The organism is Pseudomonas frederiksbergensis (assembly GCF_900105495.1).
Classification (GTDB): domain Bacteria; phylum Pseudomonadota; class Gammaproteobacteria; order Pseudomonadales; family Pseudomonadaceae; genus Aquipseudomonas; species Aquipseudomonas frederiksbergensis.
This window is the reverse complement of the sequence record NZ_FNTF01000002.1, coordinates 2,579,638-2,600,701: the sequence shown is the minus strand read 5'-3', so window position 1 is coordinate 2,600,701 and position 21,064 is coordinate 2,579,638. Positions and strand designations below refer to the sequence as shown.

General features: G+C 59.7%; 22 protein-coding genes and 1 pseudogene. 10 read left to right on the top strand and 13 right to left on the bottom strand.

Translation table 11 applies throughout. The features are described from left to right. Position 1: 1 nt before the first annotated feature. Positions 2-778, bottom strand: coding sequence for a class II glutamine amidotransferase (locus BLW70_RS12275; RefSeq protein WP_074874311.1), 777 nt, complete (start codon positions 776-778; stop codon positions 2-4). A gap of 31 nt (positions 779-809) precedes the next feature. Further along, entirely contained in the window at positions 810-1,307 is a 498-nt protein-coding gene (locus tag BLW70_RS12270; protein WP_074874310.1) for an MFS transporter, read from the bottom strand. Positions 1,308-1,522: 215 nt separating this feature from the next. On the opposite strand from BLW70_RS12270, the gene BLW70_RS12265 reads away from it, so the two are divergent. Both BLW70_RS12265 and BLW70_RS12260 read left to right on the top strand, forming a co-directional pair. Beyond that, positions 1,523-3,577: a S9 family peptidase gene (locus tag BLW70_RS12265; RefSeq protein ID WP_074874309.1), complete on the top strand. Its 2,055-nt coding sequence runs from the start codon at positions 1,523-1,525 to the stop codon at positions 3,575-3,577. Between the two features lie 217 nt (positions 3,578-3,794). Beyond that, entirely contained in the window at positions 3,795-4,268 is a 474-nt protein-coding gene (locus BLW70_RS12260; RefSeq protein ID WP_074880516.1) for a cyclic nucleotide-binding domain-containing protein, read from the top strand. On the opposite strand, the gene BLW70_RS12255 is transcribed toward BLW70_RS12260, so the two are convergent. Continuing rightward, complete coding sequence (locus BLW70_RS12255; protein WP_074874308.1) at positions 4,265-4,555, bottom strand: hypothetical protein; 291 nt, start codon at positions 4,553-4,555, stop codon at positions 4,265-4,267. The two genes, BLW70_RS12260 and BLW70_RS12255, sit on opposite strands and share 4 nt — an antisense overlap. A 98-nt stretch (positions 4,556-4,653) precedes the next feature. Here BLW70_RS12255 and BLW70_RS12250 point away from each other — a divergent pair, with 98 nt between their 5' ends. The 4 genes from BLW70_RS12250 to BLW70_RS12235 all read left to right on the top strand — a co-directional run bounded on the left by BLW70_RS12250 (position 4,654) and on the right by BLW70_RS12235 (position 6,900). Then, a complete protein-coding gene (locus tag BLW70_RS12250; RefSeq protein WP_007898703.1) occupies positions 4,654-5,340 on the top strand; it encodes a spermidine synthase in 687 nt (228 codons plus the stop codon). A gap of 48 nt (positions 5,341-5,388) precedes the next feature. Next, complete coding sequence (locus BLW70_RS12245) at positions 5,389-5,760, top strand: YajD family HNH nuclease (RefSeq protein WP_074874307.1); 372 nt, start codon at positions 5,389-5,391, stop codon at positions 5,758-5,760. A 200-nt stretch (positions 5,761-5,960) separates the two neighbouring features. Then, complete coding sequence (locus BLW70_RS12240) at positions 5,961-6,431, top strand: RNA methyltransferase (RefSeq protein WP_007944014.1); 471 nt, start codon at positions 5,961-5,963, stop codon at positions 6,429-6,431. Positions 6,432-6,522: 91 nt separating this feature from the next. Beyond that, positions 6,523-6,900: a YgaP family membrane protein gene (locus tag BLW70_RS12235; RefSeq protein WP_074874306.1), complete on the top strand. Its 378-nt coding sequence runs from the start codon at positions 6,523-6,525 to the stop codon at positions 6,898-6,900. 119 nt (positions 6,901-7,019) lie between these two features. Here BLW70_RS12235 and BLW70_RS12230 read toward each other — a convergent pair whose 3' ends face one another. Together BLW70_RS12230 and BLW70_RS12225 are read right to left on the bottom strand one after the other, a co-directional pair. Continuing rightward, a complete protein-coding gene (locus BLW70_RS12230; protein WP_074874305.1) occupies positions 7,020-8,249 on the bottom strand; it encodes a hypothetical protein in 1,230 nt (409 codons plus the stop codon). 88 nt (positions 8,250-8,337) lie between these two features. Then, a complete protein-coding gene (locus BLW70_RS12225) occupies positions 8,338-8,787 on the bottom strand; it encodes a YcgN family cysteine cluster protein (RefSeq protein ID WP_074874304.1) in 450 nt (149 codons plus the stop codon). Between the two features lie 165 nt (positions 8,788-8,952). Here BLW70_RS12225 and BLW70_RS12220 point away from each other — a divergent pair, with 165 nt between their 5' ends. Further along, positions 8,953-9,546, top strand: a complete 594-nt coding sequence (locus tag BLW70_RS12220; protein ID WP_074874303.1) for a nitroreductase family protein — start codon at positions 8,953-8,955, stop codon at positions 9,544-9,546. Positions 9,547-9,682: 136 nt separating this feature from the next. Here BLW70_RS12220 and BLW70_RS12215 read toward each other — a convergent pair whose 3' ends face one another. The 6 genes and pseudogenes from BLW70_RS12215 to BLW70_RS12195 all read right to left on the bottom strand — a co-directional run bounded on the left by BLW70_RS12215 (position 9,683) and on the right by BLW70_RS12195 (position 15,769). Continuing rightward, complete coding sequence (locus tag BLW70_RS12215; protein ID WP_074874302.1) at positions 9,683-10,615, bottom strand: D-2-hydroxyacid dehydrogenase; 933 nt, start codon at positions 10,613-10,615, stop codon at positions 9,683-9,685. A 120-nt stretch (positions 10,616-10,735) separates the two neighbouring features. Next, on the bottom strand, positions 10,736-11,029 hold the full coding sequence (locus BLW70_RS12210; protein ID WP_007898694.1) for a YcgL domain-containing protein: 294 nt from the start codon (positions 11,027-11,029) through the stop codon (positions 10,736-10,738). Further along, positions 11,026-12,159: a ribonuclease D gene (rnd, locus tag BLW70_RS12205; protein ID WP_074874301.1), complete on the bottom strand. Its 1,134-nt coding sequence runs from the start codon at positions 12,157-12,159 to the stop codon at positions 11,026-11,028. Before rnd ends, BLW70_RS12210 begins: the two co-directional genes overlap by 4 nt. A gap of 123 nt (positions 12,160-12,282) precedes the next feature. Next, positions 12,283-12,547, bottom strand: a pseudogene (locus BLW70_RS31045) (class I SAM-dependent methyltransferase); the annotation flags it as partial. A gap of 10 nt (positions 12,548-12,557) precedes the next feature. After that, on the bottom strand, positions 12,558-14,207 hold the full coding sequence (locus BLW70_RS12200; protein ID WP_074874300.1) for a phosphoethanolamine transferase: 1,650 nt from the start codon (positions 14,205-14,207) through the stop codon (positions 12,558-12,560). Positions 14,208-14,386: 179 nt separating this feature from the next. Next, a complete protein-coding gene (locus tag BLW70_RS12195) occupies positions 14,387-15,769 on the bottom strand; it encodes a glutamine synthetase family protein (protein ID WP_074874299.1) in 1,383 nt (460 codons plus the stop codon). Positions 15,770-16,312: 543 nt separating this feature from the next. Here BLW70_RS12195 and BLW70_RS12190 point away from each other — a divergent pair. From BLW70_RS12190 to BLW70_RS12180, 3 genes are all read left to right on the top strand, one after another. Continuing rightward, positions 16,313-17,488, top strand: a complete 1,176-nt coding sequence (locus BLW70_RS12190; RefSeq protein ID WP_074874298.1) for a cyanate transporter — start codon at positions 16,313-16,315, stop codon at positions 17,486-17,488. A gap of 16 nt (positions 17,489-17,504) precedes the next feature. Next, complete coding sequence (locus BLW70_RS12185) at positions 17,505-18,422, top strand: DMT family transporter (protein ID WP_074874297.1); 918 nt, start codon at positions 17,505-17,507, stop codon at positions 18,420-18,422. 132 nt (positions 18,423-18,554) lie between these two features. Continuing rightward, a complete protein-coding gene (locus BLW70_RS12180) occupies positions 18,555-19,490 on the top strand; it encodes a LysR family transcriptional regulator (RefSeq protein WP_074874296.1) in 936 nt (311 codons plus the stop codon). Positions 19,491-19,493: 3 nt separating this feature from the next. Here the strand turns inward: BLW70_RS12180 and BLW70_RS12175 are convergent, their stop codons facing one another. Further along, a complete protein-coding gene (locus tag BLW70_RS12175) occupies positions 19,494-19,853 on the bottom strand; it encodes a 5-carboxymethyl-2-hydroxymuconate Delta-isomerase (RefSeq protein WP_074874295.1) in 360 nt (119 codons plus the stop codon). A 57-nt stretch (positions 19,854-19,910) separates the two neighbouring features. After that, a complete protein-coding gene (locus BLW70_RS12170; RefSeq protein WP_074874294.1) occupies positions 19,911-20,834 on the bottom strand; it encodes a LysR substrate-binding domain-containing protein in 924 nt (307 codons plus the stop codon). Between the last annotated feature and the right edge of the window lie 230 nt (positions 20,835-21,064).

Genomic DNA, 21,064 nt, shown 5'->3' with positions numbered 1-21,064 from the left:
CTTATTCGGTCTTGCCCTGGCTGACGCATTCACCGCGTCGCCAGAGGCTCCATTGGCCCGGTTCGTAGCGGGTCCAGGTTTCGTTTTCGGTCAAGGGTTCGGTGGCGATCACCGTGACCACGTCGTTGGGCGTGGTTTCGGCCTGGAAATCGACGATCACATCGACGTCCTTCAAGCGCGCCGGGCCGAAGGGCGCGCGACGGGTGATTTGCGCCAGTTTGGTCGAGCAATAGCAGAACAACCAGTCGCCATCGCTGAGCAGGCAGTTAAACACGCCTTTGCTGCGGTATTCGGCACAGGCGGCCACCAGGTCTGGCAGCAGTTCTTCGACTTCGACCGGTTCCGGGAACGCGGCGCGCACGCGGTTGAGCAAATCGCAGAACGCCGCTTCGCTGTCGGTATCGCCGACCGGGCGGTAAAAACTCTTGATCGGTTGAAAGTCCGCCAGTTGGCCGTTATGGGCAAAACACCAGTTACGGCCCCACAACTCACGCACAAACGGATGGGTATTGGACAGGCAGACCTTGCCGACATTGGCCTGGCGGATGTGCCCGATCACCACTTCGCTCTTGATCGGATAGCGCTGCACCAGGTTCGCGACTTCGGACTCACAGCTCGCCGCCGGGTCCTGAAACAGGCGCAGGCCACGGCCCTCGTAAAAAGCGATGCCCCAGCCGTCACGGTGCGGACCGGTGCGGCCGCCGCGCTGCATCAGCCCGGTGAAGCTGAACACGATATCGGTCGGGACATTGGCGCTCATGCCCAATAACTCACACATGCTCGGATTCTCGCTGAAAGGCAGGGGCAGGTTACAGTCGCGGTTCGACCCGCATTCGCTGAGGGTTGCTCGGCACCGGTGGACGACCGTAACGATCATCGCCCGCACCGCCGAATGGATGATCTTCTTCAGGTTCATCGGCCCGGGCCGCAGCCTTGGCAGCGGCGGCCTGTTCCTTGCGAGCGTTGGCCGCACGTTCGATAGGGAAACGGATCGCCACGAATACCAGGTAAATGCCGAAGGCGATCATGCCGTACATGAACAGGTCGGAAACCGCGCGCCAGGCGTTGTTGCCGACCTTGAACATCAGGTCAAGGGCCGTAATGGCGATGGCCGGGGCAACTTTTTCCTTCACCGGATCAATGATGGTCGGGCAGAACAGCAACACGGCAACCAATAGCCGTAGCGGCTCACGCAGCCAGCGCCACATCCAGCGGGTAATGCGCATCCACACCAACAGGCAGCCCAAAGCGGCGAAGGCGTAGAGGCCCCAAGCGATCAGATAGTCGTTCTCGGTCATGGTGTCCATGGCAAGGCAGGCAAAGAGGCGCTTATAGTAACGACTTTTCGCACGTCAGGCTGCCCCAATACCAGTCTGTAAAACGCATCCCCTGTGGGAGCGGGCTTGCTCGCGAAAGCGGTGTGTCAGTCAACAGAGATGTTGAACGTGCTGGCCCCTTCGCGAGCAAGCCCGCTCCCACACGTTGCGAAGCCCTTATTCCGTACATTGTTCGAGAGCCCTTCATGCCCCTATCCGTCAACGTTTCCGACGCTCCCATCGCCCACAAGGCCGAAGGCGACGACCCGTATGCCTGGCTGCAGGAGCGCGACACCTCGGCGGTGCTCGACTACCTGAAAGCGGAAAACCGCTACCAAGAGGCGCAAACCGCCGATCAGGCCGGGTTGCGTGAAACCCTGTTCGAAGAGATCAAGGCCCGGATTCTCGAAACCGACCTGTCGTTGCCCTCCCCTTGGGGTCCATACCTGTATTACACGCGCACCACGGCCGGTGATGAATATGCCCGTCACTACCGCTGCCCGCGCCCGACCGATGACAGCCTGCTGCTCGACGAAAGCCAGGAACAGCTGCTGCTGGACCCGAATGAACTGGCCAACGGCGGCTTCTTTTCCCTCGGCGCCTTCAGCATCAGCCCGGACCACCAGCGTCTGGCCTACAGCATCGACGCCACGGGCGATGAGATTTACACGCTGTTCGTGAAGGAATTGTCCAACGGCCGTGTCAGTGAACTGGAATTCCAGGATTGCGACGGCAGCATGACCTGGGCCAATGACAGCCTGACGTTGTTCTTCGGCGAACTGGACGACACCCATCGCCCGCACAAACTGTTCCGCTATCGGCTGGACGGTACGGCGGCCGAAGAAGTGTTCCATGAGCCGGACGGTCGATTCTTCATGCATTGCTACCGCTCCAGTTCCGAGCAGCAATTGCTGCTGTCCCTGGGCAGCAAAACCACCAGCGAAGTCTGGGTGCTCGACGCGTTCCAGCCGCAGCAAGCCTTTACCTGCATCGCACCGAGGGTTGAAGACCATGAGTACGACGTCGACCACGGCGCGCTCGACGGTCAATGGACCTGGTTCATTCGCACCAATCGCGACGGCATCAACTTTGCCCTGTACCACGCCGCCGACACCGGCGTGGCGCCGACCGAGGCCGACTGGCAAAACCTGATCCCGCACAGCGACACGGTGATGATCGAAGGCATGAGCCTGAATGCCGGTGCCATGACCCTGAGCTTGCGTGAGGGTGGCTTGCCGATCATCGAAGTTCATCCGCAAGACCTGCCGAGCTACCGCGTGCAATTACCGGACGCGGCCTACAGCCTTCATGTACAGAACAGTCTGGAGTTCGTCAGCGACAGGATCCGCCTGCGCTATGAAGCGCTGAACCGCCCGGCGCAAATCCGCCAGTTGGTATTGGGCAACGGCGAGCAGAAAGTCCTCAAGCAAACCCCGGTACTTGGCCCGTTCGACGCCGATGCCTACGTCAGTCAGCGCCTGTGGGCGACCGCACCTGACGGTACGAAAGTGCCGATCAGCCTCGTCGTCAAACGCGAAGCACTCGGCAAGCCGACGCCGCTTTATCTGTACGGCTATGGCGCTTATGGCGAAAGCCTCGACCCGTGGTTCTCCCACGCCCGCTTGAGTCTGCTGGACCGTGGCGTGGCGTTCGCCATCGCTCACGTGCGTGGCGGCGGTGAACTGGGCGAAGCCTGGTATCGCGCCGGCAAGCAGGAACACAAACACAACACGTTCAGCGACTTCATCGCCTGCGCCGAACACCTGATCGCCAATAGCTTCACGACTTCACAGCAATTGGCGATCAGCGGCGGCAGCGCCGGTGGCCTGCTGATCGGCGCGGTGCTCAATCAGCGGCCGGAGTTGTTTGCTGCTGCGATTGCCGAAGTGCCGTTCGTCGACGTGCTGAACACCATGCTCGACCCGGACCTGCCGTTGACCGTCACCGAATACGACGAGTGGGGCAATCCTGAAGAACCGGACGTTTATGAGCGGATAAAGGCCTACGCGCCGTACGAAAACGTCACCGCACAAGCTTATCCGGCGATGCTGGTGATCGCCGGCTACAACGACAGTCGCGTGCAGTACTGGGAGGCGGCCAAGTGGGTGGCGAAATTACGCGCGACCAAAACCGACACAAATCCCCTGCTGCTCAAGACCGAATTGGGTGCCGGGCACGGCGGGATGAGCGGTCGGTATCAAGGATTGCGTGACGTAGCTCTCGAATACGCATTTGTTTTCAAGGTTTTGGGCATCGCCTGAGGAACTTGGCTCGGCGTGTCGGTCTTAACACCAGACACTAGGGGCCCGAGACAACACACATTCCCTGTGGGAGCCGGGCTTGCCCGCGATGAGGCCATCACATTCAACATCATCATTGGCTGTAACATCGTCATCGCGGGCAAGCCCGCTCCCACAGGGATTTGCGGTGATTTCAAATTCGAGCCTGCAACAGACACAAGAAAAAGACCGTGACGACATGTCAGAACCGACCTTACTGAACAATGAAATTCGCGACTGGCTGATGGACTGTGGCCTGTTCGATCAACTGCTGCCGGCGGACTTCGCCACGGCTTCGGGCTATTTCAGCATCAGCACCATTGCTCAGGGCGAAGAGATTTTCCATGAAGGCGATGCCGGCAGCTTCATGTGCATCATCCACACCGGCCAGGTGGCGGTGCAAAAAACCAACAGTGATGGGCACCAGGTGACCATGGCAACGTTGCGCAGCGGTCGGGCGTTCGGCGAAATGGCCGTACTCGACGGCGAACGCCGCTCGGCCAGTTGCGTGGCCGCAAGCAACTGCCAGCTGCTCAACCTGGGCAAGGATTCGCTGGAAAAGATGCTCAACGATGCACCGAAAATAGCCGCCAAAATCATCCGCGCCCTCGCCGTTTCCCTCTCCAAACGCCTGCGCATGGCCGATGGGCAACTGCTCTCGCAGCAGGTTTAACCACCGGGCGGTTTGGCTTTCGACGGGTTTTGCTCCGGCACCGGCAGTGGCTGGTCCTTGGCGGGCGGACCAGGCATTTCAATCGGCACCAACGGCGGACCGCCACTGCCGGGCCCGACCTTGGGTACGCTGGTCGGGGTGATTTGCGGGTACGGCGTCGGAGTTGCGGTGCCGGGCGAACCGGGCAGCGGCGCAGGGCTGGTCGGAATGGTTTGCAACTGCTGGGCCTGCACTGCAGTTATCGAGAGCGCGGCCAAGGCAATGACCGTTAGAATGGTGCGCTTCATCAATGGCTCCGTTGGCCTTGTGGTCTTTTTGCAGGCTACTCCCAACTGCGCGTGTTTGCCTTCTCCCTCTTATGCCAATTTCTCCTCAAGTGAGTCCCATGAAACGTTTCGTTCTGCTCGACACCACTCCAATTCCTGAAAATGGCGGTGCCTTGTGCCTGTTCGAATACGGTGAGGATTTCGTCATCAAGATTCAGGGCGGCGACGGCGGGCAACTGATGAACACCCGCATGCACGGCTCGGAAGACGCTCTGGCGGAGATCCCGTGCCGTAAAGTGGCCGGCCGGCCGAATTCGCGCGTGCTGATCGGCGGCCTGGGCATGGGTTTCACCCTCGCCTCGGCCCTCAAGCACCTGGGCAAGACCGCTGAAGTGGTGGTCGCCGAACTGGTCCCGGGCGTGGTGGAGTGGAACCGTGGACCGCTTGGTGAGAAAGCCGGGAACCCGCTGCTGGACCCGCGCACGGTCATTCGCATGGAAGACGTGGCCAAGGTCCTGCAAGCCGAGCCGCAAGGTTTCGACGCAATCATGCTCGACGTCGACAACGGCCCCGAAGGCCTGACCCAGAAGGCCAACAGCTGGCTCTACTCCGCTGGCGGCCTGAGCGCCTGCGCCAAGGCCCTGCGGCCCAAAGGCGTGCTGGCCGTCTGGTCCGCGAGCGCTGACCGACAGTTTTCCGACAAACTGAAGAAGGCCGGCTTCAAGGCTGAGGAAGTCCAGGTCTTCGCCCACGGCAACAAAGGCACCCGTCACACCATCTGGATTGCCGAGAAGCTCAAGGGCTGAGCTAAACTGCGTTTAATTCCGTCATTAGTCTTTTACAAAGGTGAACCCATGAGTTCGTCAACACCAACCAACACGTCGAAACTGGACCGCATCCTTGCCGACAACCAGCGCGACAAGGAAATGGGTTACCGCGACAAGGCCCTGAAAATGTACCCGCACGTGTGCGGTCGCTGCGCCCGTGAGTTTTCCGGCAAGCGCCTGAGCGAACTGACTGTGCACCACCGTGACCACAACCACGACAACAACCCTCAGGACGGCTCGAACTGGGAATTGTTGTGCCTGTATTGCCACGACAACGAACACTCGCGGTACACCGATCAACAGTATTTCGGTGAAGGCTCGCTGAGCTCGCCGACAATCGCCAAGGCGACGCATAACCCGTTTGCCGCGTTGGCCGGCCTGATGAAGAAAGACGACTGAAGTCGACCTTGCCCCCGTTGGGTCGCGAAGCGGCCCCAAAATCAGCCGCAGCAGTTAGTCAGGTAAACCGCGCTTGCTGATTTTACGACTGCTTCGCAGCCGAACGGGGGCAAGCCCCCTCGCCACAGGGGAACGATCACTGACCACCCCTCCCCCAATCCCCGTATAATCGCCGTTTTTTCCCCGAAGGCACCCCGCTCGTGGCAGACAAACGGTACAGCTGCATTGGTTTGTATAACCCCAAATCACCGGAGAACGTCGGTTCGGTGATGCGCGCCGCTGGCTGTTATGGCGTGGCGTCCGTGTTTTACACCGGCAAGCGTTATGAACGCGCCGCCGATTTCGTCACCGACACCAAGCGCGTCCACTACGACATTCCGCTGATCGGCATCGACGACCTGAAGAAAATCCTGCCGCTGGGCTGCGTGCCGGTCGCCGTGGAACTGGTGGACGGTGCCCGTTCTCTGCCGGAATACACCCATCCGGACCGCGCGCTGTACATCTTCGGCCCGGAAGACGGCTCGCTGGATAAAGAGATTCGCGACTGGTGCGAAGATGTGGTCTACATCCCGACCACCGGTTGCATGAACCTGGCGGCCACCGTCAACGTCGTGCTCTATGACCGCATGTCCAAGGGACTCAACACCCGCTCCGGGGCAAAATTCCGCTGACTCACCGCACATTCGATGGAACAAGCCGCCCGCCTTGGCAGTCAGCTTAAATATCTATTCTTGAAGCAGCATTCCAGCCAGGAGACAGATCATGAGCGAGCTCAAACGCGTAGAACGCATCGAATCCACCCCGTTCCAGACTCACACTGAGCAGAACGTGCAGGGTTGGGAACGCATCGGTTCCCTGGCCGGCGGTGTGATCATGGTCGGCAAGGGCCTGCGTCGCGGCGGTGTATTCGGGTTGATTCAAGTGGCGATCGGCGGTGTGGCCCTGGCGCGTGGCATTACCGGGCACAGTTCGGCGAAAAGCCTGCTCGAGAAAAGCCGTCAGGACATGAACAACGTGCGGGCGAAGATTCAGCGGGCGGGTGAAGAGTTGAACCGGTTGAAGGCGAATGCCGAAGCGGCGACCAATACCGCCACAGTGACCGGCGATGATTCGTTGAAGTCGCCTAAACCCGGGGCTTGACCTAGAACTGATCGTTCCCACGCTCTGCGTGGGAATGCCGCCAGGGACGCTCCGCGTTCCGCTTCTGGAAGTGACGCAGAGCGTCACGGGATGCATTCCCACGCAGAGCGTGGGAACGATCAGTTCAGGAGCGAGCTATCGAGTACTTGGGAAGATTCACCAATGATGCTCTCGGCCAGCTGAACAAACTCCTTGGTATCCACGCTCTGCAAACGCATCGCCCCGCGCAACACATCATCCAGTGAACGCTTGTTGCGGGTCTTCAGGCGAATCTCGCGATCCAGTTCCTGCAATAACACGACCGCTTTCGACACCTGCGCCGGGCTGACCTGCTCAGCGCGCAAAGTCGTGACCTTCTGGCTGTCCTTGGCCAACTTCGCCTGCAAACCCTCATACCGCTCATCGCTCATGCCGCCGGCGCGGCGCACCAGTTCGATGGCGTAATACTCGGCCAATCCTTCGCTGATCCAGTCACTGCGCTGCTGATCGTTGATCCGTCCGAACACCTGCGCCAATTCCCGCACCAGCGCACTGCTGCCGCTTTCGCTGACCAGCGGCAGGCGCGTGTTCAGGTAGATCGATTCGCGCGCGCCCAGGCTGCCGCGCCACATCGGGTCATTGGCACCGACGATCAACAGTTTGACGGGATGTCGGGGATACACCGCCTGTACTTGCGGCCAGACAAAGGTCAGCAGCGTCAGCACATCCATGCGGCGCATGCCCTGGCCCTGAGGCGAAGCGACGGTGACCTCGGTTTCCCCAAGCCGCGTGCGACGGCTGCCGAGGTGGCCGGCGAGCATCCAGCCCGTAGGCCGGTCGAACAAGCGAGATACGTTATCGACCCGGAATTTGTTCTTGCCGATTCGCGGCCAGGCGGTTTCAACACTTTTCCAGCCTGCGGGCAATTCGAACTCAAGGCGTGAAACCAACTCGATGCCCTCCTGCTGATCGAGTTTGGCCGCCGGCACCAGATCGTCGCCGCGCATCAATGCCCAGGTTGGCGTCATGCGCGTATCGAAGCTGCCGCTCTTGCGCCCGTGGCTGATGCGTACGCGGTAGGTCAGGCTGGCCTTGTCGGCGGCCGGACGCCAGACACCACGGGCCTGCTTGCCCGGCGTGAGCTGCCATTGGCCATCGGCCTTGAAATCGCTGTAGTGACTGCCATCGCCCAGGTCGAAATCCAGACTGCGCACCGCCGCGCCCTGCGCCAGGGTCAGCCGCACTTCGGCCTGATCGCTTTGCGGCAACAGGCGCACGTGGTAATCCAGATCAACCTTCTTCGCCGCCCACGCGGGCGAACCCAGGGCCAAAAGCCCAAAAGCCAACGCCAGCCGAAATCCCACAGCCATACCCACTCCTTGTGGCGAGCGAGCTTGCTCGCGCTGGGCTGCGTAGCAGCCCTGAATACCAGCAAACACTACAAATTTTGTGGAGGAATCAACCCGCCCGGAAAATCAGATGGTCTTCCCAATCATCTTCGGCCACGCTGCCTTCGGCGAGCATGCGCCCGGACTGGGAGATTCGCGCGTGGTGCACGGCATCGCGATCACCGCACACCAGATGGTGCCAAAGTGGCAGGTCCTTGCCTTCGCTGACCAGTCGATAGCCGCAGGACGGCGGCAGCCATTTGAACTCATCGGCCTTGCCCGGTGTGAGCTGGATGCAGTCGGGGACGAAATCGCGGCGGTTCGGGTAATCGGTGCACTGACAGGTTTTCAGGTCCAGCAGTTTGCAGGCGATACGCGTGTAATAGACGCTATTGTCGTCTTCATCTTCGAGCTTTTGCAGGCAGCACAGTCCACAGCCGTCGCACAGCGATTCCCACTCCTCTTTATCGAGTTGATCGAGGGTTTTGCGTATCCAGAACGGTTCGACTTTGGCGGCCATGGCTCAAGCATCAACATCAGGTGGTGAAAAGGCCGCCAGTCTAGTGCCAAGGCCCTTGTGGGCCAAGCGTTGGCGACTGCCGGTAGAACGAGCTTGTCAGTTATTGCGCCGCCCAGTAGGGTTTTGCGTCGCCCCATTCTTTCAAACGTAGCAAGGAATCACTCGATGAGCGCTAATCCACGCGTTGCCGACTATGCCATCCACCCTCAGTTCACCGACCGTTGGTCGCCCCGCGCCTTTACCGGCGAAAGCATCCCGGAGGAGACCCTGCTGAGCTTCTTCGAAGCCGCGCGCTGGGCGCCATCGGCGTACAACTCGCAGCCTTGGCGGTTTCTCTACGCGCGTCGCGACACGCCAAACTGGGAGCGTTTCCTGGGCCTGCTGAATGAGTTCAACCGCAGCTGGGCGCAGCACGCCTCGGCACTGGTGATCGTGATCTCGAAAACCACCTTCGCAGTGCCTGGCGCCACCGAAGAAACCCCGGCCTTGTGGCACACCTTCGACACCGGTTCTGCTTGGGGCCATCTGGCATTGCAAGCGAGCATCAGCGGCTGGCACACCCACGGCATGGCCGGTTTCGACCAGGACCTGACTCGCAAGGAGCTGAACATTCCAGAGGGTTATGCGCTGCACGCTGCGGTGGCGGTGGGCAAACTGGGCGACAAGGCAACGCTGGCGGAGTACCTGCAAGCACGCGAAGAGCCAAGCCCGCGTCGCCCGCTGAGCGAGTTGGCGGCTGAAGGCGACTTCACCCTCTAAGCGCGCTGAACCCGATCATTCCCACGCTCTGCGTGGGAATGCCGGCAGGGACGCCCCGCGTTTCGCTTCTGGAGGTGACGCAGAGCGTCACGGGATGCATTCCCACGCAGAGCGTGGGAACGATCATCGGTGTAATTCAATACCCGCGATTGAAATCCACTTCCCCGCGCAACGCCTCACCCGCCTGATACGCCCGCAGGTTCTCGACAAACAGGTTCACCATCATCGATGGCGAGGTCGGTGCCGAACTGTGGCCGGTCAGCAGCAGGCCCCAGGCGGTCCAGAACGGATGACGTTGCGGCAGCGGCTCCTGACGGCAGACGTCGATCACCGCACCTGCCAGATGCCCTTCTTTCAGGGCCTCCACCAGATCCGCATCGACCACCGCCACGCCGCGCCCGACGTTGATGAACAACCCGGTCGGCTTAAACTGCTTGAACAGCGCCGCGTCGTACAGGTCGTGGGTGTTTGGCGTATTCGGCAGCAGATTGATCACGTAATCGACTTCACCCACCAGACGCGGCAGATCCGCCAGTGCCCCGACTTCGACAAACGGCGCCTGCTCGCGGGCTTCGCTGGCGATGCCGTACAACTCGACGCCGAACGGCAGAAGAAACTGCGCCACGGTCTGGCCAATATCACCGGTGCCAACGATCAACACTTTGCGGCCGGCCAGGCTTTGGCCCTGGCGACTGTCCCACTTGCGCTCGACCTGGCTGACCAGCCGCGGCAGCACTTCGCGCTCGTGGCCGAGCATGTAGGTCAGCACGTATTCGGCCATGACCTGACCAAAAATCCCTACCGCCCGAGTCAGGCGATAGTGCCGTGGCAAGCCATCGGCCAGCAGCGGCGTAATGCCCGCCCAGGTCGATTGCAGCCATTGTGGCTCGTGACCCTGACGCAGCAAGGTCGCCAGCAGGTCCGGCTGACCGAGCCAGATCGGACAATCAGCGGCCAGGCTGGCCAGTTCGGCGGAGTCGCCGCTGGTCAGCACTTCCAGGTCGGGCGCTGCTTGACGCAACAGCTGGGCGTACACCGGGTGGTCGTGTTCAGCAATCAGCACGCGCATGGTTCAAACCTTTCAAAAACAGAGCAGACGGCCACCGACGGAATAACGCTCCATCGCCCTGGCCATCGCCAAAATCATTCCAGTGTTTCATAAAGGCTCTGAACAGAGCCTGTCTGCCGGTCACATCGGGTCGTTGCGGCGCAGCAATTCTTCCGGCAAATGTTCGATGTACTCGTCTTCGGCCGGTGGCATCTGCAAGTGATAACCCTGCTTCTCAAGGTTTTCCAGCACCACGGTGATGTCCTCGCGCGACAGTTTGCGCTCGGGGGTCAGCACCAGGTCGAAGGCGTGATGCGGTTTGCCGAAGGCGGCCATCAGACTTTCCGGGACGCGCTCCAGTGCATCGCTTTTGAGCACATAGAGGTACATCTCGTTTTTCTTCAGGCTTCGATAAATGGAGCAAATACGTTTCAAGGCTGTTCTCCGGCGGTGGCCAGGCTGTCGAGCAGCGCCTGGCCCATCAATTCGCGGCGCCAGCCACGCAGCGAATCAGGCAATTGGTAAGGACCGTTGGGATAGCCGCTCTTGAGCAGCGCTTCCAGGGTTTTCTTGCGCAGCATCAGCTCTGGCGCGATGTTCAGGCGCTCAGCTTCGGCCTGGCCGATCGCACGCAGCTGTTTGACCAGCGTGGCGGCGTCCACCGGCAAAGGCTCCGGCACCGCAGGCGGCCATTGATCAGGCGACACACTGCCAGAGCGTTTGATCAGATCAAGCAGAAACTCGCCGTCCTGACGCACGGTACGCGGGTGCATGTCTTCGATTTTTGCCAACGCGCCGAGGTTGTCCGGTTGAGTCCGCGCCAACGGCCACAGGGAATGCTCACGCACGATGCGGTTGCGCGGCAGATCACGGGCGCGGGCTTCGCGCTCGCGCCAGGCGCACAGTTCACGCAACACGGCGAGCTGGGCGCGGGAAAGCTTCCAGGCCAGCTTGGCTTCACGATAGACCTCATACGGATCAACTTCGCGGCGCAGATTGGCCACCAGCTCGGCACCGTCTTCCAGGACCCAGGCGTACTTGTCGTCAGAAAGCTTCGGACGAAGCTGTACGAAAACTTCCGCCAAGTGCAAGGCATCTTCGGCGGCGTAGCTGATTTGGGTATCGGAAAGTGGGCGTTGCAGCCAGTCGGAACGGGTCTCGCCCTTGGGCAGGTCGATGCCGAGCACTTCCTGCACCAGCCGTGAATAACCCATGGAAAAACCGAGGTTCAGGTAAGCGGCGGCCAGTTGGGTGTCGAACAGTGGCGCTGGCAGGCTGCCGGTCAGGCGCAGCAGGACTTCGAGGTCTTCGCTGCACGCATGGACGACTTTGACCACGGCCGGGTTCTCCAGCAACGCGGCCAGCGGCTGCCAGTTGTCGATGGTCAGCGGGTCAATCAGGTAAGCGCGTACGCCATCGCCGATCTGCAGCAGGCCTGCAATCGGATAAAAGGTGTCGACCCGCATGAATTCGGTGTCGAGGGCAACGAATGGCAGCTGCTGCCACTCGGCACAAAACTGACCGAGGCTATCGTTGTCGCGAATCCAGTGAATATCGATGGCCACACGGCTCTCCCTTGAAGAATGGCGCGCAGTATATATCGCCCCCGGCGATTTCCGCGCATTCACTGAACAAGAGCTTTAGCGAAAATGCCGGCCAAACAGCAAGAAATGTCTGACAGGCGGAGACTAGCGGGCCTTACGCAGTACGTAGACACGCATCCGCGCACAGCCGGGCAGTAAATCCTGATGACTGACCTGTGCAATTTAACTCGGATTCCACGTCGGCCTTGCTGGCCAACGGTCTAGCGGCCTTCGTACGTCGGCCTTTGAAATGAGTATCGATCCGTATCGCCACAATCACCGTATCGCGACGACCCCGATGGAATTCCTTGAGCATTGCCAAACGATGCTCGGGACAGGCGATGTGTTGAAACAGCTGCATGCAAAAAAGGGTGAAGCACTTACTCTTTGGCCAGAACGCCGTCGATCACCGCACCGCGACATCCGGCAAACATATCCAGGTCCTGGTTGTAGACCTTGCTCTTGACCTCCAGCAAACCAAGCATCGAATGGAACAGGTTGTCCTGGCTCAAGGGCTTTTCGCGACTCAGTTGCAGGCAATGGGTATCCACCGAGAACGACTTTTGATAGCTGTCGGAAAACCAGGCCAGCATCGCGACATGTTTTTGTTGTTCCGGCGCCAGCATGTAAGGCGTGCCATGCAGGAACAAGTTGTACTCGCCCAGGGATTCGCCGTGGTCCGACAGATAGAGCATCGCGGTGTCGACTTTGTCCTGATTGCTACGCAACAAATCGATCAGGGTGGACAGCACGTGGTCGGTATACACCAGGGTGTTGTCGTAGCCATTGACGATACTTTCGCGACTGCAATTGTTCAGGGCGTTACTTTCACAAACAGGGGTGAAGTGTTCGTACTCTTTCGGGTAGCGCTTGAAGTATTCCGGACCGTGGCTGCCCATCTGGTGCAACACCAGTACCGTGTCTTTATCCAGCGTATCGATGAAGTGCTGCAAACCCTGCAGCAGGATTTCATCGCGGCATTCGCTATTGGCGCACAGTACCGGGTCCTTGAGGTTACTGACGTCGTCGAGGGTGACCCGATCGCAAGTGCCTTTGCAGCCTGATTGGTTATCGCGCCAGATCACGTCGAGCCCCGCGTGCTTGAGTACATCCAGCAGGCCTTCCTCGTTTTTTGCCTTGCTGGCGTTGTAATTCTTGCGGCCCATATCGGAGAACATGCACGGCACCGACACCGCTGTTTCCGTACCGCAGGAATGCACATCGGTAAAAGCGATCAGGCCGGCTTCTTTATCCAGTTTGGGTGTGGTGTCACGGTCATACCCCAGGATGCCGAAATTCTCCGCCCGGGCACTTTCGCCCACCACCAGCACGGTCAGGGATTTGCGGCCGTGGGTTTGCCAGGCGGGATCTCGCCGGGCATCTTCGCCCAGCATGACAAAGGGTTGCTGCGCAGACGCGACCTGCTCACGCAGATAGCCGGCCGAGGCGCCGATGTAGTTGCTCGGCACCACCATCAAGCGCAACTCATGGTGATTGCGAAACAATGAAGACAAGCCCTGATAGTTAACCAGCGCAACACCACCGATCACAGCAACTGACGCGACACTCACGAGAACTTTGCTGAGTAGCTCACGGTGCCAGTGACGGTAACTAACCGGCGTTCGCCATAATAAAAAGGACGGCAAAACCCCAAGCAAAACTATATAGGCAAGTAACTTGATCGAGAGTAAGTCACGCACTTCTGTCGCATTGGTTTGCGCAAAGTTACGCAACATGCCGGTGTCAATCAAAACACCATATTGGCTCATGAAATACGCCACTCCGGCGCTGATCATGAAGAGCAGGGTCAACACCGGCTTGAGCACAAACCGGAACGCCAGCAGGGTCAGCACAATGTTGAAGGCCGCCAGGATCATCAAGCCGAACACCACGCGCATGACGATGCCTTGACCGTCAGATGCCGTGATCTCAAACAGGTGCTGCCAGAGAACAAGATTGAAGCCTGTTAACAGAAAGGCACTGGCAATCAGTGTCACCCACTCGGGGCGCACGGCTTTAATCTTCCACATGATGATCGGCTGTTCCTGAAAAGAAGTGCCATCGGCAAATGTGAAAACTTCATTTACCGCGATTGCACTAATTTTAGGTAGCCAACCCTCAATTTTTTGTGAAAAAGAAGCCAACGATTAGTTGGCTCGTGGCATTAGACCAAGACTCTTGACTGATTTGAGAATGGTTCAGATTCTGTTCAGGCTTGATGCAAATACCAGCGCCAGTCCTGCTCGCCGACTTCGCCCATGAACTGTCGATACTCGGCACGTTTTACCGCCAGGTACACGCCGAGGAACTCCCCGCCGAACGCTTCCCGTGCCCAGTTCGAACCTTCCAGCGCCCGCAACGTGGTCAGCCAGTCAGTCGGTAACAGTTCCGTGGCCTGGGCGTAGCCATTGCCCTCCACCGGCGCCCCAGGATCGAGTTGTTCGCGAATACCGCGATGGATCCCGGCCAGAATCGCCGCAGCCGCCAGATACGGGTTGGCGTCGGCGCCACAGATGCGGTGTTCGATATGCCGGGAAAACGCCGGCCCGCCGGGCACGCGCAAACTCACGGTGCGATTGTCCACGCCCCACGTGGGTGCCAGCGGCGCATAGCTGTTGGTCTGGAAGCGACGGTAAGAGTTGGCGTTCGGACAGAACAGCAGCAACGAATCAAGCAACGTGCTGAGCATCCCGCCGACCGCCTGTTTGAGCAGCGGCGTACCTTCCGGGGCTTCGCTGGCGAACAGGTTGTTGCCCTCCTTGTCCGCCAGGCTGACGTGCATGTGCATACCGGTGCCAGCCAGGTCATCGAACGGTTTGGCCATGAAGCACGCCGTCATCCCGTGCTTGTGTGCCACGCCCTTGACCAGTCGTTTGTAGCGCACCGCTTCGTCCATCGCCTGCAAGGCGTCGGTGCGGTGTTCGAGGGTGATTTCCACTTGCCCCGGCGCGTATTCGGAAATCGCCGTGCGCGCCGGAATGCCCTGGAGTTTGCAGGCGCTGTAGAGATCAGCCAGAAACGGTTCGATCTGCTCCAGTTCACGCAATCCGTAGACTTGCGTCCCGCGCGGCCGCCCGCCATCGACATCCCGCGCCGGTTGTGGCCGACCATTGCTGTCGCGCTGCTGATCCAGCAGGTAGAACTCCAGCTCCGCCGCCATCACCGGGTAATAACCGTCGGCCTGCAAACCTTCGATGACTTTCGCCAGCAGATGGCGTGGATCGGCAATCGTCGCGGGCATGCCCTCCTTCGGGTGCATGCTGACCTGCACCGCCGCCGTTGGAATCAACCGCCACGGCATGCGCGTCAAACTGCCGCTGATCGGGTACGCCCGGCAGTCGATATCGCCAACGTCCCAGACCAGGCCGGAGTTTTCCACGTCATCGCCGTTGATGGTCAGGCCAAGAATGGTGCTCGGCAATGGCCGTCCGCTTTCGTACACCGCCAGCAGTTCATCGCGGTGCAGCAACTTGCCCCGCGGTACACCGTTGTTGTCGAGGATGAACAACTCGAACATCTCGATATCCGGGTTCTGTTCCAGAAAGGTCAGGGCTTCTTGCTGGGTGGCGAAAGATGTCGTGGCAACACTCATGAGAATTCTCTTATTTCCGCGTCAGGCAAACGCACAGGCGTCGCCGCTTTGATCCCGGCGCATAGCGCGGGACCTGTAAGAACAATCAACGGGAAATGCAGGAATCCGGTGGGCGCGCGTGACGGCAGTGCCACAGCGCCCAAAAGGCTAATTCGGAGGGAAGTGCGACGGGACAACCGTCCATAGAGAAAACCACAGAGAACAGATGACCAGCAGCGTCACACGGGAGGTTAAGTCGTTAAATAAGGATTTGAAGAACTTTGGTTGCGGATTGACTAAACAATTGAGAACCATCACCGGACATGTAGCAGCTGCCGAAGGCTGCGTTCGGCTGCGAAGCAGACGTTAAATCAGCCAATGCGGTATGGCAGGTTCATCCGGTGCCAGAATGTGCGTCTGCTTCGCAGCCGGACGCAGCCTTCGGCAGCTGCTACAGGGAGTACGGGGTGTTATTTAATTTCTAAATACTGCTTGGGACTTTCTGATTTGCGGCCCGCAGGCCTCGCGCGCCTAATCGGCGCCTTGTCATTCAAGGTCCGATAGATGGAAAACGTTCGCGCAATCTCCCGCCCCGCCGTCTGGCTGATGTTCAGCATCATTCTTGTCGCCCTGAACCTGCGGCCTTCCATGGCCGCCGTCGGTCCTTTGCTGTCGGCGATTCGCGGTGACATTGCGCTCAGTTTCAGCCTGGCCTCGCTGTTGACCATGCTGCCAGTGATGGCGATGGGACTGGCGATGTTCTTTGGCCTGAGCGTCAGCCAACGAATCGGCGAACAACGCACCGTGGTGCTCTCGCTGCTGATCATCGGCGTGGCCACGGTGTCGCGGTTATTCCTCGATTCCGCGGCCGAACTGATCCTCAGCGCCGTGCTGGCGGGTATCGGTATCGCGCTGATCCAGGCATTGATACCGACGCTGATCAAATCCCGCTTCAGCGACAATGTTTCCATGTGTATGGGGCTCTACGTCACATCGATCATGGGCGGCGCAGCGATTGCGGCGTCGTTTGCGCCGCTGGTGATGATCCGCACTGGCAGCTGGCGTGTGGGCCTGGCGATCTGGGCGGCGCTGGCGCTGGTAGCGCTGCTGTTTTGGTGCGTGCAACGTGAAAGGCTGCCTGCTCAGGCGCAGCGCAATGGGTCGTTCTTCGGCAATTCCCGCGCCTGGCTGCTCGCAATCTTCTTCGGTCTGGGCACGGCGTCCTACACCTGCGTGCTGGCCTGGCTGGCGCCGTACTACGTGGAAAAAGGTTGGAGCGAACAAAACGCCGGGTTGCTGCTGGGGTTCCTGACCGCCATGGAAGTGTTATCCGGCCTGCTGACACCGGCCATCGCCAACCGCAGCCATGACCGGCGCGTGGTCCTGGTGGTGTTGCTGGCGCTGATCATGGCCGGTTTCTGCGGGCTTGTTCTCAGCCCACAACACCTGACTCTGTTGTGGCCCTGTCTGCTGGGGCTTGGCATCGGCGGTCTGTTCCCGATGAGCCTGATCGTGTCCCTGGATCATCTGGACAACCCCCGGCGTGCCGGTGGCCTGACTGCGTTCGTGCAAGGCATCGGCTACCTGATCGCCGGTCTCTCGCCGCTGATTGCCGGGATGATCCGCGACCAGCTCGGCAGCTTCGAATGGGCCTGGTGGTCACTGACCGGCGTCATGGCAGTGATGGTCCTGATGGTCTTGCGCTTCGATCCGCGGCATTACGCCCAACACATTCGCTGACCCGGGAACCCACATCATGAAACACACTGGCTTCGCCGCCGCTCACCTCGGCATGTTGCTCTGGGCACTGTTGATCGCTGCATCGTTCTCGGCGGCAGCACAGGTCAGCCAGGCCATCGACCCGATCCTGCTGACCGGTTTGCGCCTGCTGTTCTGCGCCTTGGTGTTTTTGCCGCTGTTGCTGTTCAAGGGCGATAGCGCCATGACCGTCCGCGGACTGTTCGGCCATGCCGTGCTCGGCTTGCTGCTGGCGGCGTATTTCGGCTCGCTGTTCGAGGCGTTGCGCTACACCTCGGCCGTCAACACCGGAACGATGTTCACCTTGGTGCCACTGCTGACATTGCTGTTCGAAGCGGTTTTGATGCCCGACAGCCACCTGAAACAGCGGGTGCTGCCGATGCTGATGGCCGCTGCCGGGGCCGTGTTGCTGGTGTTGAAAGGCGCAGACCCTGGTGAGCTGCCATCGCTGTATGCAGTGTCGGTGTATGGCGTCGGTTGCGTGGCGATGGCGCTTTACTCGCCCCTGAGTCAACGACTCAAGGCCCGCAGTCTCAAGGGGCGCGGCCCGGTGGGCATGACTTTCTGGAACATGCTGTTCGGCGCGTTGTTTCTGCTGGCATTCTGTGGGCTCAGCGGCGGCTGGCGATCGGCGTCATTGCTGACCGTGAGCGATTTCTGGTGGCTGATTTACCTGGCGGTGTTCGCCACGCTGGCGACCTTCTGGCTGCTGCATCGGGCCATCGGCGTTATCGCCCCTTCCTCGGTCATTTCCTACATTTACCTGAGCACGCTGCTCCTCACCGTTTTTCACTGGTTCTGGTTCCGTCAGCCGCCACTGCCGCTGGAAATCATCGGCGCGCTGCTGGTCGGAATCGGTATGTGGGCCTTGCTGATGTCCAGTCGCCGCGGGGTGCCTGCAGCCGTTCAGGGCTGAAGACCGCTGGAATTGCCCCACAACTTTCCATGAAAAAGCCTACAAGGCATTCTCCTGGCACCATCGTTCCGTTAGGATCTGTCGCACAAGTTTGCGCACAGTCAGCGCAAGGAGCACAGCGAGACCCAACGGATGCTGAACAGTAACTTGCTTAGAAAGCTCGATATGCAGGACCTCATGGTGTTTATTGCCGTGTATGAGCAAAGCAGCGTCAGCGGTGTATCCGAGGCGCTCTGCGTCAGCCAGTCCACCGTGAGTTACTGCCTGAAAAAGCTGCGCACCAGTTTCGAAGACGAACTGTTCATCAATACCCGAGCGGGTATGCGTCCCACCTACAAAGCCAGCACCATGTACACCCACGTGCTGAAGATCCTGGAAAGCATCAACCTGTGTCACGCCGGTGCGCCAGCATTCGACCCCACCCTGCAACCCGTCACCTTCAATATCTGCGCACCGGAATACTTCGAGCAGTTGATCCTGCCGCGCCTGTTGAAAAGCTTCGATTTCGCCGACCTTCCAGTGATGGTCAACATGCACAAGTTCGAAACCGACATCCCGGCCGAAGAGCTACGCGACGGCAGCCTCGACCTGGTGATTTGCTTCGGCCCGAACTTTCATCGCAGTCACGGCGATTTCAAATCCCGGATGCTGCTGGAGGATGACCTGGTCTGTGTCTTCGATAAACGTGCCTCACCACCGGAGCGGCGTTTAAGCCTGCAAGCCTTTGTTGAACGCCGGCACGTGTTCCCGACACCTTGGACGTCCAGCACCAACATGGTTGACGGCTGGTTGGCGCAGCAGGCGCAAAAACGCCAGATCGTCGCGCGCTCCAACAGCTACAGCGCGGCACTGAAGATGATCACCGGCACCGACTTCATCCTGACCCTGCCTCGGCGTATCCAGCAATTGCTGGCCAACGACGCGATCTTCAAACATTGCGAAGCGCCCAACGGCTTGCCGGGATTCAGCCTCGACATGCAGTGGAGCCAGAATGTCGATCAGGACAGCGCCAACACCTGGCTGCGCGAGCAAGTGGTCAAGGCCTGCACCGAGCAGGAAATGGCGTGAAACTCAGAGGGCTATCTTGGTGTAGGAATCTCGATCGATGTCGAGGATTTCGACGGCCAGCTGGACTTCAATGCCCGTCGGCCATTCACATAGCTCCTGCACCACAGCCAGCAAACTTTCGGACAACTGCTGCTTGATCTGTGGCGAACGACCGCTCAACAGCGCCAGTTTCACGTGCACAAAGGCTCGCTCACCTGACAACGTGCCGACCTTGAACGTCTCAACCTTCACCGCTCGGCTCTTGATGTCGTATTCGGCAGCAAACTGACCGGAAGCCACCAACGCATTGTTGAGTCGGATCAACGCCACGTCAGCATTGAGCTCGGGCAGGTTGGCGGTGTATTCCATGTGCAGGTGAGGCATGACTGAGCTCCTGAAAGTGGGCAGAAAGATCGTACATATATCACAGCATCGCCCTACTCACTCGGGCGGTAAAACCGCGCGCTCACTCATGAACGCCTCCAGCCGTGACCTCAACCAGCGCTCGGCCGGGTCGGTATCGACATGGCTGAGCCAGACCATCGAGAGGTCCAGAGTAGGCGTCTTGAACGGGAACGGTTCCTTGAACAGCTGGCCGGACGCGGCCATCGCTTCGGCGGCGTAGTCCGGCAGACTGGCAATCAGATCGGTCCCGGCCAGCAAGGCCGGCAACGAGCTGTATTGCGGCACGGACAGGACCACGTGGCGCGTGCGACCAATCTCCGCCAGCCACTCATCGGCGTAGCCACTGACATTGGCGGTGTGGGAAACCAGTACGTGCGGTCGCGCGCAATACTCATCCAGCGTCAGCGGTGTGTCCGATGCGTCCGCGCGCAAAATGTTGGGCAGGATGTGCCGCAACAGCTTGCGCTTGGCGTTGGCCGGCAGCCCGCGAGTCTGGCTGATACCAACGGTGATATCGCCGGACGCCAGCAAGTCCGGAATCCGCCAGTAATCGACATGCTGCACCACGAACACCACCTTGGGTGCTTCCTGGCGCAAGGCACGCAGCAATGGCGGCAGCAGGCCAAACTCGACATCGTCCGACAGCCCGATACGAAAGGTCATGGTGCTGCTGGTGGGGTCGAAATCATGGGTCAGGCTCAACGCCACCGATAACGAATCCAGCGCCGGCGACAGGTGCAGAATAATTTCCTCGGCCCGCGCCGTCGGCTCCATACGATGGCCGACGCGAATGAACAGCGGGTCGTTGAACATCGTGCGCAAGCGATTGAGCGCCGAACTGATGGTCGGCTGGCCGAGAAACAATTTTTCCGCCACCCGGGTGACGTTGCGCTCGAGCATCAGCGTTTCAAACACCACCATCAGGTTGATGTCGGCCTTGCGTAGTTCGTTACGATTCATCCACTGACCCCGCTCCCAAATCCGAAGGCAGTTTAGGTAGCTGCCGCAATCGGCGTCTATGCGACTCAAGCACATTTCGTTTAACGAAAATGCAGACCACCGACCAATCCTACGTCCCTTTCCTGATTTCGTTGCTCGTATGGCGGGACTCGCTTGCGCCACTAAGCTCAGCAACGTTTGGGGCAAAACGGCCCTGGCCATCGAAAAACATTTGAACTCAAGGGAGCCTA

Coding starts and splice junctions, on each gene's coding strand:
- BLW70_RS12225 (WP_074874304.1), bottom strand. CDS start 8,787: ATGGCCGCCAAAGTCGAACCGTTCTGGATACGCAAAACCCTCGATCAA.
- BLW70_RS12265 (WP_074874309.1), top strand. CDS start 1,523: ATGCCCCTATCCGTCAACGTTTCCGACGCTCCCATCGCCCACAAGGCC.
- BLW70_RS12270 (WP_074874310.1), bottom strand. CDS start 1,307: ATGGACACCATGACCGAGAACGACTATCTGATCGCTTGGGGCCTCTAC.
- BLW70_RS12180 (WP_074874296.1), top strand. CDS start 18,555: ATGCTGAACAGTAACTTGCTTAGAAAGCTCGATATGCAGGACCTCATG.
- BLW70_RS12230 (WP_074874305.1), bottom strand. CDS start 8,249: ATGGCTGTGGGATTTCGGCTGGCGTTGGCTTTTGGGCTTTTGGCCCTG.
- BLW70_RS12245 (WP_074874307.1), top strand. CDS start 5,389: ATGAGTTCGTCAACACCAACCAACACGTCGAAACTGGACCGCATCCTT.
- BLW70_RS12185 (WP_074874297.1), top strand. CDS start 17,505: ATGAAACACACTGGCTTCGCCGCCGCTCACCTCGGCATGTTGCTCTGG.
- BLW70_RS12170 (WP_074874294.1), bottom strand. CDS start 20,834: ATGAATCGTAACGAACTACGCAAGGCCGACATCAACCTGATGGTGGTG.
- BLW70_RS12215 (WP_074874302.1), bottom strand. CDS start 10,615: ATGCGCGTGCTGATTGCTGAACACGACCACCCGGTGTACGCCCAGCTG.
- BLW70_RS12190 (WP_074874298.1), top strand. CDS start 16,313: ATGGAAAACGTTCGCGCAATCTCCCGCCCCGCCGTCTGGCTGATGTTC.
- BLW70_RS12195 (WP_074874299.1), bottom strand. CDS start 15,769: ATGAGTGTTGCCACGACATCTTTCGCCACCCAGCAAGAAGCCCTGACC.
- BLW70_RS12200 (WP_074874300.1), bottom strand. CDS start 14,207: ATGTGGAAGATTAAAGCCGTGCGCCCCGAGTGGGTGACACTGATTGCC.
- BLW70_RS12235 (WP_074874306.1), top strand. CDS start 6,523: ATGAGCGAGCTCAAACGCGTAGAACGCATCGAATCCACCCCGTTCCAG.
- BLW70_RS12250 (WP_007898703.1), top strand. CDS start 4,654: ATGAAACGTTTCGTTCTGCTCGACACCACTCCAATTCCTGAAAATGGC.
- BLW70_RS12260 (WP_074880516.1), top strand. CDS start 3,795: ATGTCAGAACCGACCTTACTGAACAATGAAATTCGCGACTGGCTGATG.
- BLW70_RS12275 (WP_074874311.1), bottom strand. CDS start 778: ATGTGTGAGTTATTGGGCATGAGCGCCAATGTCCCGACCGATATCGTG.
- BLW70_RS12175 (WP_074874295.1), bottom strand. CDS start 19,853: ATGCCTCACCTGCACATGGAATACACCGCCAACCTGCCCGAGCTCAAT.
- BLW70_RS12220 (WP_074874303.1), top strand. CDS start 8,953: ATGAGCGCTAATCCACGCGTTGCCGACTATGCCATCCACCCTCAGTTC.
- BLW70_RS12255 (WP_074874308.1), bottom strand. CDS start 4,555: ATGAAGCGCACCATTCTAACGGTCATTGCCTTGGCCGCGCTCTCGATA.